The sequence below is a fragment of the Flavobacterium sp. genome, from assembly GCF_965262375.1.
Taxonomy (GTDB): domain Bacteria; phylum Bacteroidota; class Bacteroidia; order Flavobacteriales; family Flavobacteriaceae; genus Flavobacterium.
On sequence record NZ_OZ253527.1, the window covers coordinates 2,214,942 to 2,228,082 of the forward strand.

Consider the following 13,141-nt stretch of genomic DNA (forward strand, 5'->3'; position numbering starts at 1 on the left):
TAAAAAAAATGCAGACCTATAAGCCGGATTCTGTATCCGCAGGCGGACCCTTATCATTTATCTAGCCCTAATATTACTATTAGGATCCATCTGCCTACCCCTCAGCAACGGGCGAGCAGCCCTTAACTGCTGATATACATGGCATTTCACCGCATAGAGTTTACCTGGTTTCACTACAGCATTACCTGTACATACTTTCTGTTGCACTTGTCCTCCTCGTCAAGACGAGTGACGGGCGTTACCCGCTATGCTTGCTCTGTGGTGTCCGGACTTTCCTCTTCAATTACATGAAGCGATAAGGCGGTCTGCACGGCAAATTTAAAATTTTGATTTTAGTTTGAGTAGTATAATTTAATAAATTATTAAAATTTTAAGAAATGATATTGTTTTTAGGTTTGTGTTTTACGATATTTTATCTTTTGGTTTTCGTGATAAATGTTTGATTGTTAAGTTTTTGTTTGGGGGATTTGGTGTGATTAGTTTTCATGGTGTTACTTTTTTAGTTTTGAGTTGCAAGGAGTCAATTTTAAGAACTTCTAATTTTAAAGTTTGATGTAGTCTGAGTTTTGTAATTTAATTTGGAAAATGTGTATCTATTGGACTATATTTGCCTAGCATTTGTATATATGGAACAATTTATAGTATCAGCTCGAAAGTACCGTCCTCAAACATTTAAAGATGTTGTGGGGCAACAAGCGATTACCAATACTTTATTGAATGCCATAGAAAATAATCACTTAGCTCAGGCTTTGCTTTTTACTGGGCCAAGAGGAGTGGGTAAAACCACATGTGCAAGGATATTAGCTCGAAAAATCAATCAGGAAGGCTACGATGATCCTAATGAAGATTTTGCATTTAATGTATTCGAATTGGATGCTGCTTCAAATAATTCGGTTGATGATATTCGAAATTTGATTGATCAGGTTCGAATACCACCACAAACAGGAAAGTATAAAGTGTATATCATCGATGAGGTGCATATGCTTTCTACAGCGGCTTTCAATGCTTTTCTGAAAACATTAGAAGAACCTCCTAGACATGCTATTTTTATTTTAGCAACTACCGAGAAACATAAAATCATCCCAACGATATTGTCAAGATGTCAGATTTTTGATTTTAAGCGTATTACTGTAAAAGATGCTAAAGAGCATTTGGCAGAAGTAGCCAAAAGTCAGAATATCCAGTTTGAGGATGATGCACTACATATTATTGCTCAAAAAGCTGATGGAGCTATGCGTGATGCGCTTTCTATTTTTGATCGTGTCGTTTCTTTTTGTGGTTCAAATTTGACTAGAACTGCAGTTACTGAAAATCTTAATGTTTTAGATTTTGAGTATTATGTAAAAGTAACCGATTTAATTTTAGAGCATAAAATTCCAGAATTATTGTTAGCTTATAACGATATTTTAGCTAAAGGATTTGATGGGCATCATTTTATTGCGGGTTTGGCTTCGCATTTTAGAGATTTATTGGTATGTAAAAATCCAGCAACTCTAGTTTTGTTAGAAGCGGGTGAACATGCTCAAAAACTTTTTGGCGATCAATCTCAAAAGGCTGCTCAGGCTTTTCTTTTAGAAGGTATAGAACTAGCAAATGAATGTGATTTGAAATATAAAACGTCACAAAATCAACGATTGTTAGTAGAGTTGTGTTTGATGCAATTGGCCTCTATTACTTTTGAAGGCGAAAAAAAAAAGTTAGATCATTTATAATTCCTCCAACCTATTATCGAAATGCTTCTTTTTCGATCACGGAAGTAAAACAAGTTGTCAATTCTACTCCTGAAAAAACAGTCGAAGAACGTCATGTGGTTACGGAGCGTACGGTTGCAAATGTTGTAAATACAACGGATTCGACCAGTTTAGAAAAAAATGAAGTTGCCATTGCTGCGAATCAGGTGATAAATGCAACTAAAATTCCTTCTTTGTCTTTGTCTAGTATTCGTGCCCGTCGCGAATTTGAAGCGCAATCGAAACCTGAACAAAAGCATCATGAAGAATTGCCTATGGAACCTTTTACCGAAACGGAAATGGTTGAGCAATGGTTGAAGTATGCACAACGATTAGGGAATAAAGGGTATAAAATTTTAGAATCTTTAATGCTGATTAACGATCCTAAGCTAGAAGGAAATACAATAGTTCATGAATTGCCAAACGAAAGTTCGAAGATTGATTTTGAAGGAGAACGACATGATTTGTTAGGGTATATTCGTGGGAAATTACATAATCATAGTATTCAATTAGAGGTTAGATTAAATGAGTCTATCGAGACTAAAAAAGCATTCACTTCAGAAGAAAAATACCAGCAACTCAAAGAAATTAATCCTGCTTTAGATACTTTACGAAAATTATTTGATCTGGATGTTTAAAATTTGAATTGTTTTTCTGATTTTTGATTGTAGATTTAAAGATAATCTCTATGAATTTCAACTAAAATAAGGTAAATAATTCCATTATTCGACCAAAATTCATTAAAAATAATACAATTAGAAATGCTATCAATTTTTGCTGGAATTTTTTAATAAGCAATAAAAAAGGTGCCAAACAATGTGTTAAAACCATGAACCAACTTATTATTGCATAATTTCCCAAAAAGCGTTCTTTGTTTTCATTGAAATTAATGACAAAAAGGAGTAAACCTAAAAATGCAATAATTATTAAACCGTATGCAATAAGCATTAATAATTTCGATTCCAAACGAATAGTTCTAAATATCGAGAAGATATTTAGAACTAGAAATATTAAAAATAAGTTTAAAAGTAATGGCTTTGTGATTACTGAAAAATAATAATTGATTTGCTCGAGCATACTATTCCACCATCTTTTTCAAAGTATATTCTATTAAAGCGTCCACTGTGTCGTAAGGTTTGCTGCTGAAAGTACCATTAGCTCTATTGGCAATGATGGCGTTTAAAGAAATACATTGGTGACCTAAGAGTTTGCCTAAACCATAAATTGCTCCAGTTTCCATTTCAAGGTTGGTCATGCGAGTGCCTTGGTAATTGAAAGCATCCATTTTGCGGTTTAAATCTCGGTCTTGGATGTCTAAACGTAAAATACGCCCTTGTGGACCATAAAAACCTCCTGCAGTACCTGTAAAACCTTTTAACATTACTTCGCTTTCAAAACGTTTTTCAAGATTTTCGCTACCCGCAATTACATACGGACGCCCTTTGCGCATATCCCAGTTGGTTTGTGCTATAAAAGCTTCTTCAATGGCAATTTCGCTAACCTCATCAATTAAGTAAGAACGCAGCATATTGTCTAGTCCTAATCCGAATTTTGACATTAAAAAACTGTCTACAGGTATATCGGCTTGCAAAGAACCAGAAGTTCCTATACGAATGATGTTCAATGACGTAAGAGTTTCTTTAGGTTGTTTGGTCTCTAAATCAATATTTACCAAAGCATCTAATTCGTTCATGACAATGTCAATATTATCAGGACCAATACCTGTTGACATTACCGTAATACGTTTGCCTTTGTAGATTCCAGTTTGTGTTTTGAATTCTCGTTTTTGAACGGTAAATTCTACGGAATCAAAATGTTGAGTGATTTTTTCTACACGGTCTTGGTCGCCTACAAAAATAACATCTTGAGCAATTTGTTCTGGTTTTAAATTGAGGTGGTAAATACTACCATCTGGATTTAATATAAGTTCTGAATTTTTTATCATAAGTATTTTAGTTTAAAGTTTGAAGTTTAAGGTTTCAAATTGTCTTTTTAAAGAACTTTCAACTTGGAACATTAAACTTGAAACAAAATTATCCGCCTACACGTTTTGTTTTGAATCCTTTTTCTTGAAGGAATTTCATGATTTTATCTCTATAATCCCCTTGAATGATGATTTCTCCATCTTTAAATGAACCACCAACGGCTAGCTTGCTTTTGATTTCTTTGGCTAAAATCTTGAAATCTTCATCTTCACCTTCATAGCCTGAAATTATGGTTGTTGGTTTGCCTTTCCTTTTTTCGTATTTACAAATCATGGGTTCTTTTTGAATGTAAAGCTCATGATTGGTGACTTCAATTTCTTCTGGTCCGTTTGAAGGAATATGGTCAGGGAATAAATTTTTTAATTGGTCTTGTAAATCCATGCTGTAAAAATAATAAAAACAAAAATCCCAAATCTCAATACTTTTATCAAAACTGACTTTAAAAAGAGTTTGATTTGGGTATTGTAGAGATTTGGAATTTTATTTTTTAAACGCTTATTTTTTTAATAAACCTAATTCTACTAAACGCTCGTTTAAGTATTCACCCGCTGTAATATCTTCATATAATTTTGGATTTTCAGCATCAATACACTCTGGTAAGCAGTTCAATGACATATCACTTACTGGGTGCATGAAGAAAGGGATAGAAAAACGTGAAGTTCCCCATAACTCTCTTGGTGGATTTACTACTTGGTGGATAGTTGATTTTAATTTATTGTTTGTGTGACGTGATAACATGTCGCCCACATTAATCATTAATTCATCTTCTTGAGCAATGGCGTCAATCCATTCACCAGCGTGGTTTTGCACTTGTAAACCTTTTCCTTGAGCACCCATTAATAAGGTAATCAAGTTGATGTCACCATGAGCAGCTGCACGTACGGCACCATCTTTAGGTTCGTCAGTAATAGGAGGGTAGTGGATAGGTCTTAAGATAGAGTTACCGTCTTTGATAAAGTTATCAAAATAAAACTCGTCTAATCCTACATACAAAGCTAAAGCTCTTAATACGTAAACACCTGTTTTTTCTAACATTTGGAAAGCTTCTTTACCTACTTCATTGAATTTAGGTAATTCATCTACCATAACATTATCAGGATATTCGCCAGCCCATTTAGAGCCTTCAGCAACATACTGACCAAAATGCCAGAACTCTTTTAAATCTCCAGCTGAACGTCCTTTAGCATGTTCCTTACCAAAAGAAACATAACCTCTTTGTCCGCCAATACCAGGGATTTCATACTTCGATTTCACTTCTAGTGGCAAGTTGAAAAAGTTGCGTACTTCACTGTACAAGTTTTCAACTAAATTGTCATCTAAAAAGTGACCTTTTAATGCTACGAAACCAATTTCTTCGTAGGCTTTTCCGATTTCATTTACAAATTTTTGTTTACGTACCGGGTCGTCCGATAGGAAATCACGTAAGTCAACACTAGGAATTTTTTGCATTGTCTTAGTTTTTGTTAATAACTTCAATTGGGCTAAGCCCTTGATATTGCAAATATAATTAGAAAAACTTTTTGAATTGAATAAAAGTTATTAACAATCTTAAAAAAACTAATATTTATCAGTTTAACCGAAGGATTAATCGCTATTTTTGAGTAACCTAACTAATTAACTTATGAATTTTGAAAGAAAACATTTAACTAATGAAGCGCTCTTAGACATTTATAAAAAACTTTTAAAACCACGATTGGTGGAGGAGAAGATGCTGATTTTGATTCGTCAAGGCAAAGTATCCAAGTGGTTTTCGGGTATCGGGCAAGAGGCTATTGCCGTAGGAGTAACGTGCGCCTTGGATTCGGATGAATACATTTTACCCATGCATCGCAACTTAGGCGTTTTTACCACTCGCGAAATTCCTTTACATCGTCTTTTTTCGCAATGGCAAGGAAAAAAGAATGGCTTTACTAAAGGTCGAGACCGTAGTTTTCATTTTGGCACACAAGAATTTAAAATTATTGGAATGATTTCTCATTTGGGACCACAAATGGGAATTGCTGACGGAATTGCTTTAGCTAATAAATTACAGAAAAATAATAAAGTTACTGCGGTTTTTACTGGCGAAGGAGCAACCAGTGAAGGTGATTTTCATGAGGCTTTAAATGTGGCTTCTGTGTGGGATTTACCGGTTTTATTTATCATTGAAAATAATGGCTATGGATTATCTACACCTACTTCGGAACAATATCGTTGTGAAGATTTAGCCGATAGAGGTGTAGGTTATGGTATGGAAAGTCATGTCGTGGACGGAAACAATATTTTAGAAGTCTATCATTTGATTAAAGAGTTAAAAGCTTCTATGATTGAGAATCCTCGTCCTGTGTTGTTAGAATTCAAAACGTTTAGAATGCGTGGTCATGAAGAGGCGAGTGGTACAAAATATGTCCCACAAGAATTAATGGATACTTGGGCAACCAAAGACCCAATTGAAAACTTTAGAAAATATTTGAGTCTAACGATGGTCTTATCGGATGAAGATGATGAAATGATAAAAACCTCTATCAAGGAAGAAATTGACCGCGATTGGGCAAAAGTACAAGAAGAACCAGCAATTGTTGCTAGTTTAGAAGAAGAATTAAACGATGTTTATGCTCCGTATTCTTTCGAAAATATTGAACCAAATTCAGAAACAGAAAATATCCGTTTGATTGATGCTATTTCGCAAAGTTTGAGTCAATCGATGGAAAAACATCCTAAGCTTGTTTTGATGGGGCAAGATATTGCAGAATATGGAGGTGCTTTTAAAATTACAGATGGATTTGTAGAAAAATTTGGTAAAGACCGTGTAAGAAATACTCCTATTTGTGAAAGTGGAATTGTATCCGCTGCTAATGGTTTGTCTATTAATGGGTATAAGGCTGTGGTAGAAATGCAATTTGCTGATTTTGTATCCTCTGGATTTAACCCCATTGTGAATTTATTAGCGAAGCAACATTACCGTTGGGGTGAAAAATCCGATGTCGTAGTTCGTATGCCTTGTGGTGGAGGAACTCAAGCGGGACCTTTTCATTCACAAACCAATGAAGCATGGTTTACAAAAACTCCAGGATTAAAAGTGGTTTATCCCGCTTTCCCGTGTGACGCAAAAGGGTTGCTAAATACAGCTATTAATGACCCTAATCCTGTAATGTTCTTTGAGCATAAATTATTATATCGTTCAATTTATCAAGATGTACCAAAAGATTATTACACTTTACCTTTCGGAAAAGCATCTTTAATTAAAGAAGGAAATGATGTGACTATTATTTCTTTTGGAGCAGGAGTCCATTGGGCATTAGAAACGTTGAAAAATAATCCAGAGATTTCAGCTGATTTACTAGATTTAAGAACCTTGCAACCATTAGATTGGGACGCAATTTATGCTTCGGTAAAGAAAACAAGTCGAGTAATTATTCTGCAAGAAGATACATTGTTCGGTGGAGTAGCAAGTGATATTTCTTCCATGATCATGGAAAATTGTTTTGAGTATTTAGATGCTCCTGTTCGTAGAGTAGGTAGTTTAGAGTCTGCAATTCCATTTATGAAAACATTAGAAGATCAGTATCTACCAAAAGTTCGATTTGAGTCGGAATTATTGGATTTATTGAAATATTAATATTTCACAGTTTATAAACAAAAAGCCAGAACGATTGCTCTGGCTTTCTTGTTTTAATAGGTAAAAGAATTGTTTATTAATGCACTATTAGTTTTCTATTGGTTTCGAATATAACTGGCTCTTAACTTTATTTATCATCACCTCACTTTTTGAATACCCTTGAGTAATAACAGAAAATTGACCATTTGACTCAAGCAATACTGTAGGAAATGATCTAACTCCTAATTTGCGTGCAAATTCAAAATCTGATTTCACCAACTCTTTTATCTCATTAGATTCAAACCTTTCTTTAAATACTTCCTTTTTAATTCCAAAATCCTCTGCAATATCTAAGTAAGCCTCAACATAATTTGTATTACGGTTATCTATATAAAAGGCTTTTTGCACACTCTCATAAAACTCGTTTTCTGCTTTAGGAGCAAGCGCTCTCATTACGACTACTGCTCTAGAAGGTGGTTCAGTATCAAGGATAAATGAATTATCATACAGGATTTTATTATTGATTGGGAGTCCTGTCATTTTAGCTAGGTTATCAAAATGCGGTAATAAATAATCTCTTATGTTAGTAATAGGCTCTGTTCCATAAGGTCTAAGTCCACCTAATACCAATTGAAAGTTTAATTCTCCCTCAAACTCTTTTTTCAACGCCTTGATTTCTGACGAAAATGCCAAACAAGTAGAGCAAATCGGGTCTCCCACATAAATTAAATTCCCACTTTTAACATTTGATAAGGAAGATTCAATTTCATCATTGGAATTTGTAGATGTTGTACATTTTCCGGTATTCAAATCACACGCAAAACCGTTTTCGAATTCGGTTTTTTTTGTATTAGTTGTGTTTTCCATAGTTTTTGAGGTTTCATTTTTAAATAGCGAACATCTAAGAATTATAACACAAGCTCCCGCTACAATCCAGAAAAAAAATTTCGCTTTCATTATTTAATAATCTTATTTTTACTTTTGTATTCACAAACTTAAATACTAATAGCATATTTTTGATATGTGTTTCCTATAGGAAACTGGTTTCCTAAAAGAAACTAATTAAGACTAAATGACTAAAATGAAAAAAGAAATTATTCTAACACAAGAATGTAATCGAGAGATAAGAGCCATTTCAGACACTATGGAAATATTATCTGGAAAATGGAAAATACAAATTATTGCTACGCTAATTATACATGGCAAAATGCGATTCATGGAGTTGAAGAAGACAACAAATGGTATTGGAGCTAAAAAACTTTCTAAAGATTTGGAAGAGTTAGAAATAAACAAACTCATTACAAGAACAGTTATGAACACTAAACCTATAACTGTAGAATATGAAATCACTCCTTATGGAAGAAAAATGGAGTATTTAATTCATAAAATTACGGAATGGGGTATACAACATCGAGAATATATTTTTAAGGAAAACAGCTAATTTTTAGCATTGTAAATCATTGTTTTTTGATATATAATTTTTTTAAAAAAAACTACAATCTCATTTGTCACGCAGTACATCATCAGTACCCGATTTATTAAATCATGAACTATTATAACTTATTCTTAAAGCCAAGTAACAATACAATGCTTTGAACTTTAGGAGTGATATTTAGGTGAATTTTTTCAGAAAATTGCTTGGATTATTTAGATGCTCCTGAGTGCAGAGTACGAAGTTTGGAAAGTGCCATTCCGGTTGTAAAAGCTTTAGAAAAACAATATTTGCCAAAAGTTCGATTTGAGAACGAATTGAAAACTCTGTTGGCTTATTAATTTTTAAATTTAGAATAAAAAAACCGAGAACATAACATTCTCGGTTTTCTTTTAGATATAATTGTAAAAGGAATTATTTTACCTCTTCAAACTCTACATCTTGAGTAGCGTCACCAGCATTATCAGCTTGAGGTTGCCCTTGTGCTTGACCTTCAGCTTGTGCTTTATACATTTCTTCAGAAGCAGCTTTCCATGCTTCATTAATTTTGTCTAAAGCTGGAGTAATCGTATCTACATCTTTAGTTTCGTATGCTTTTTTCAATTCTTCTAAAGCAGCACTGATGTTCGATTTGTTACCTTCTGATAATTTGTCACCAAATTCAGCTAATTGTTTTTCAGTTTGGAAAATCATGCTGTCAGCTTCGTTTAATTTACCCGCTTTTTCCATAGCTGCTTTGTCAGCTTCAGCATTCATTTCAGCTTCTTTACGCATTTTCTCGATTTCTTCTTGCGTTAATCCCGAAGAAGCTTCGATACGAATATCGTGTGATTTACCAGTACCTTTATCTGTAGCAGAAACTTTGATGATACCGTTAGCATCAATATCAAAAGTAACTTCAATTTGAGGCACACCTCTTTGTGCAGGTGGAATACCGTCTAAGTGGAAACGACCAATAGTTTTGTTATCGTTTGCCATAGGTCTTTCACCTTGTAACACGTGGATTTCTACCGACGGTTGGTTATCAGCCGCAGTTGAGAATACTTGTGATTTTTTAGTAGGAATAGTCGTGTTAGACTCGATTAATTTAGTGAATACACCACCCATAGTTTCGATACCTAATGATAACGGCGTAACATCTAATAATAATACATCTTTCACATCTCCTGTTAATACACCACCTTGGATAGCAGCACCAATGGCTACTACTTCGTCAGGGTTAACTCCTTTTGAAGGTTTTTTACCAAAGAATTTCTCTACTTGCTCTTGGATAACTGGGATACGTGTAGAACCACCCACTAAGATTACTTCGTCAATATCAGAAGTTGATAAACCAGCATCTTTTAAAGCTTTAGCAACAGGTTCCATAGAACGTTTTACTAAAGTATCTGCTAATTGCTCAAATTTAGCTCTTGTTAAAGACTGTACTAAGTGTTTCGGTCCTGTAGCTGTAGCAGTGATATATGGTAAGTTGATTTCTGTTTGTGCAGAAGCCGATAATTCAATTTTAGCTTTTTCAGCCGCTTCTTTCAAACGTTGTAATGCCATTGGGTCTTGACGTAAATCAATTCCTTCAGCAGATTGGAAGTCAGAAGCTAACCAGTCAATGATTACTTGGTCAAAATCATCACCTCCTAAGTGCGTATCACCATTAGTAGATAACACTTCAAATACACCATCACCTAATTCTAAGATAGAGATATCAAAAGTACCACCACCTAAGTCATATACAGCGATTTTTTTATCTTGAGCTGCTTTATCTAAACCATACGCTAAAGCGGCAGCTGTAGGTTCGTTGATGATACGCATTACTTCTAAACCAGCAATTTGTCCTGCTTCTTTAGTAGCTTGACGTTGCGCATCGTTGAAGTATGCAGGAACAGTAATAACCGCTTGTGTTACTGTGTGTCCTAAATAATCTTCAGCAGTTTTCTTCATTTTTTGAAGGGTCATTGCTGATAATTCTTGTGGCGTGTATAAACGTCCATCAATATCCACACGTGGCGTATCGTTGTCTCCTTTTACCACTTTGTATGCCACTGTTGAAGCTTCTTTAGCGCTTTCAGTGTATTTGTTACCCATGAAACGTTTTACTGAAGCAATCGTTTTAGTAGGATTAGTTACTGCTTGACGTTTTGCAGCATCACCTACTTTAATTTCTCCACCTTCAACAAAAGCAATTACTGAAGGGGTAGTTCTTCTACCTTCTGCATTAGCAATTACAACTGGTTCTCCACCTTCCATAACTGCCACACATGAGTTGGTAGTTCCTAAGTCGATTCCGATAATTTTACTCATAATATAATTCTCCTTAAATTTTAATTCATATTCCGTTTCCTATTTTACTAAATAGGTTGTGACTTGCACGCTTGGATTATGACAAGTTTTGTGCCAAGTAGAAAAATAAAGATTATTGTCAGTTTGAATGGTTTGTCTAGTGACATTTTGGCAAAAATAGTTGCTTTTTACTGTTAGTATAGACAAATTTGCAGTATGATTAAGTTTTTGGTTATGATATTCCTGTTGTTTGCAATGCAATTACATTGTCAGGAACTATTTTTAAATTTGAAAAAAAGATTGAAAAATGAAATTGGTGTGCTTAAGCAAGAAGCACATGGTGTTGATTATATTTGTGAAGAAAATTTAATTGAATTTAGGACAATTGTAAATAAGCTGTCAATTATAGAAAGTGGATTGAAGTTTAATGGATTGAAGTATATTAGAAAGTCAGAAAAATGAGGAAATCAGTGTATTGATAGTTACTTAATAAAGCATCCGAAGTCTAAAATAAAAAAAATTATTATTGTTCAATCAAATTTTTCTAACCCAAATTCAAAATGTAAAGAAGAGTTGTTAAACTGTTTTGTTTTTTATAAGAATACTATTAATCCAACTTTTATTTTTTTTGATCCTGATGGATTAGAGCTTTTAAAATTTAATCAGCAAGAATATAGAGCCTTGAGGGAGTCGGTAATATTATGTCAAGATAAATTTGATATAATCGAAAAAGGTGTTGTAAAGAAGAATACTTATAACGAAGAATATGAAAAATTTAGGTTGGAGTTAAGTTTGGTCTTAAGTGAAATCAAATAGGAAGGGGAATTTGTTAATATAGTTTTTTAGTGGTAAGGATAGCGTCAGCAACACTATCCTTATCATTGAGGTTAGATGTATTATTTTTGTTTTTTATTTGCCTCACACAATTGTATGATTTCCATGATTCTATTTTGACGAGTTAGCTCCCTTTTGGCTTGATTGAGCCAATATAAATATGCCTTTCGGTAGGAGGGACTAAAATTTTGATAATTGTTTAACGCTATAGGATTTTGATTAAAAGCAAGTTGTAAATCATTAGGGATTTCATGATTTTCTACAGCATCTAAAGCAGTCCATGAACCATTTTGCTTAGCGATTGCTATTTTTTGTAAGCCACTTTCATGCATTAAATTTTCGGCTATTAATACCTCAATATAGCTTTTGTTGAGTTTACTCCATACACTTTTATCTTTTCGGGGACCAAAAGCTTGTTTGCGTTGTTCGTCATTAATTTTTCGTACGGTTGAGTCAATCCAACCATAACAGAGCGCCACTTTTACTGCTTCTTCCCAACGCATGGAGGTCTGTGCAGATTCAACTTTATAAAAAATTAATTCAACCCCTTTTGACGTTTGATGATTTTCATGCAACCAAACACGCCATTCTTGTGAGTTTTTAAAATATAAAAGTTCCTTTTGTTTCAATTTTGAAATTTATAAATCCGGTAAAAAATTATTTAATTATTCCAGCACAGGCAATTCTTCCGCCAGCATTTCCGGTAGGTTGAGTTGTAAAATCATCGGCACCTTTATGAATAATTAATCCTTTGTTTGTAATGTCTTTGGTTTCGTCTCCACAGCTTATACACCATTCCTCTGTAGTAAATTTTACCGTTGCATTGCCTTTAGCATCAGCAATAAAATTTCCAATATCACCTTTATGGTGTTCGTTAGTGCCCCATTTGCCATGTTGTTTAAACGTAGGATTCCAGTGTCCGCCTGCACTTGAGCCGTCAGCTGCGGTACAATCGGCTTTTTCGTGTATGTGAATTGCATGTTCACCTGGCGTTAATCCATGCATATTGGCTACTAAAGTTACTTTGCCCTTTTCTTCTGTAAATATAGCAGTTCCGCTGACTTGACTATCGCTTTTAGCAGTTAATGCGACTTTGATTTCGTTTTTATTGCCTGAAGATGTTTTGCAGGCTAAAAATAAACTAGAGCCAATAAAGGTAATGTATAGTAATTTTTTCATCTGATTAATTTTTGTGAGTTTTTACACAAATTTACAGGAATAATTCGGGAAGTTAAAGGTGTTAAATAGTTAAAATTTATAGTTGTATCTTGATTTTTTTTGTGACTTTGGCAATTTTTTTCAAACG

At 34.0% G+C, this 13,141-nt stretch carries 11 protein-coding genes and 1 other RNA gene; 4 read left to right on the forward strand and 8 right to left on the reverse strand.

Annotated features, from left to right (window positions below):
• Positions 1-3: 3 nt before the first annotated feature.
• Positions 4-312: RNase P RNA component class A (gene rnpB, locus ACQY29_RS10355), an RNA gene on the reverse strand.
• 314 nt (positions 313-626) lie between these two features.
• On the opposite strand from rnpB, the gene dnaX reads away from it, so the two are divergent.
• The gene (gene dnaX / locus ACQY29_RS10360) at positions 627-1,712 is read left to right on the forward strand and encodes a DNA polymerase III subunit gamma/tau (RefSeq protein ID WP_428225108.1); all 1,086 of its coding nucleotides are present in this window, start codon (positions 627-629) and stop codon (positions 1,710-1,712) included.
• Positions 1,713-1,807: 95 nt separating this feature from the next.
• Positions 1,808-2,368, forward strand: coding sequence for a DNA polymerase III subunit gamma/tau (locus tag ACQY29_RS10365; protein ID WP_428225109.1), 561 nt, complete (start codon positions 1,808-1,810; stop codon positions 2,366-2,368).
• A gap of 440 nt (positions 2,369-2,808) precedes the next feature.
• Here the strand turns inward: ACQY29_RS10365 and ACQY29_RS10370 are convergent, their stop codons facing one another.
• The 3 genes from ACQY29_RS10370 to ACQY29_RS10380 all read right to left on the reverse strand — a co-directional run bounded on the left by ACQY29_RS10370 (position 2,809) and on the right by ACQY29_RS10380 (position 5,164).
• Entirely contained in the window at positions 2,809-3,675 is an 867-nt protein-coding gene (locus tag ACQY29_RS10370) for a nucleoside phosphorylase (RefSeq protein ID WP_428225110.1), read from the reverse strand.
• A gap of 88 nt (positions 3,676-3,763) precedes the next feature.
• Positions 3,764-4,096: a translation initiation factor gene (locus tag ACQY29_RS10375; protein ID WP_428225111.1), complete on the reverse strand. Its 333-nt coding sequence runs from the start codon at positions 4,094-4,096 to the stop codon at positions 3,764-3,766.
• Positions 4,097-4,210: 114 nt separating this feature from the next.
• A complete protein-coding gene (locus ACQY29_RS10380; protein ID WP_428225112.1) occupies positions 4,211-5,164 on the reverse strand; it encodes an isopenicillin N synthase family dioxygenase in 954 nt (317 codons plus the stop codon).
• A 172-nt stretch (positions 5,165-5,336) separates the two neighbouring features.
• Here ACQY29_RS10380 and ACQY29_RS10385 point away from each other — a divergent pair, with 172 nt between their 5' ends.
• On the forward strand, positions 5,337-7,313 hold the full coding sequence (locus ACQY29_RS10385; RefSeq protein ID WP_428225113.1) for an alpha-ketoacid dehydrogenase subunit alpha/beta: 1,977 nt from the start codon (positions 5,337-5,339) through the stop codon (positions 7,311-7,313).
• An 87-nt stretch (positions 7,314-7,400) separates the two neighbouring features.
• On the opposite strand, the gene ACQY29_RS10390 is transcribed toward ACQY29_RS10385, so the two are convergent.
• Positions 7,401-8,249 (reverse strand): DsbA family protein, encoded by an 849-nt coding sequence (locus ACQY29_RS10390; RefSeq protein ID WP_428225114.1) that lies wholly within the window; start codon positions 8,247-8,249, stop codon positions 7,401-7,403.
• Between the two features lie 124 nt (positions 8,250-8,373).
• On the opposite strand from ACQY29_RS10390, the gene ACQY29_RS10395 reads away from it, so the two are divergent.
• Positions 8,374-8,733, forward strand: a complete 360-nt coding sequence (locus tag ACQY29_RS10395; protein WP_428225115.1) for a winged helix-turn-helix transcriptional regulator — start codon at positions 8,374-8,376, stop codon at positions 8,731-8,733.
• A gap of 405 nt (positions 8,734-9,138) precedes the next feature.
• Here ACQY29_RS10395 and dnaK read toward each other — a convergent pair whose 3' ends face one another.
• The 3 genes from dnaK to ACQY29_RS10410 all read right to left on the reverse strand — a co-directional run bounded on the left by dnaK (position 9,139) and on the right by ACQY29_RS10410 (position 13,014).
• Positions 9,139-11,022, reverse strand: a complete 1,884-nt coding sequence (dnaK, locus tag ACQY29_RS10400) for a molecular chaperone DnaK (protein ID WP_428225116.1) — start codon at positions 11,020-11,022, stop codon at positions 9,139-9,141.
• Positions 11,023-11,897: 875 nt separating this feature from the next.
• The gene (locus ACQY29_RS10405; RefSeq protein ID WP_428225117.1) at positions 11,898-12,464 is read right to left on the reverse strand and encodes a YdeI/OmpD-associated family protein; all 567 of its coding nucleotides are present in this window, start codon (positions 12,462-12,464) and stop codon (positions 11,898-11,900) included.
• Between the two features lie 28 nt (positions 12,465-12,492).
• Positions 12,493-13,014 carry a superoxide dismutase family protein gene (locus ACQY29_RS10410; protein WP_428225118.1) on the reverse strand — a complete coding sequence of 174 codons (522 nt, stop codon included), beginning with the start codon at positions 13,012-13,014 and terminating at the stop codon, positions 12,493-12,495.
• Between the last annotated feature and the right edge of the window lie 127 nt (positions 13,015-13,141).

Bases quoted from the DNA above. Each gene is read 5' to 3' on its own strand.
- ACQY29_RS10390 (WP_428225114.1), bottom strand. From the start codon at position 8,249: ATGAAAGCGAAATTTTTTTTCTGGATTGTAGCGGGAGCTTGTGTTATA.
- ACQY29_RS10395 (WP_428225115.1), top strand. From the start codon at position 8,374: ATGAAAAAAGAAATTATTCTAACACAAGAATGTAATCGAGAGATAAGA.
- dnaK (WP_428225116.1), bottom strand. From the start codon at position 11,022: ATGAGTAAAATTATCGGAATCGACTTAGGAACTACCAACTCATGTGTG.
- ACQY29_RS10375 (WP_428225111.1), bottom strand. From the start codon at position 4,096: ATGGATTTACAAGACCAATTAAAAAATTTATTCCCTGACCATATTCCT.
- ACQY29_RS10380 (WP_428225112.1), bottom strand. From the start codon at position 5,164: ATGCAAAAAATTCCTAGTGTTGACTTACGTGATTTCCTATCGGACGAC.
- ACQY29_RS10385 (WP_428225113.1), top strand. From the start codon at position 5,337: ATGAATTTTGAAAGAAAACATTTAACTAATGAAGCGCTCTTAGACATT.
- ACQY29_RS10370 (WP_428225110.1), bottom strand. From the start codon at position 3,675: ATGATAAAAAATTCAGAACTTATATTAAATCCAGATGGTAGTATTTAC.
- ACQY29_RS10410 (WP_428225118.1), bottom strand. From the start codon at position 13,014: ATGAAAAAATTACTATACATTACCTTTATTGGCTCTAGTTTATTTTTA.
- dnaX (WP_428225108.1), top strand. From the start codon at position 627: ATGGAACAATTTATAGTATCAGCTCGAAAGTACCGTCCTCAAACATTT.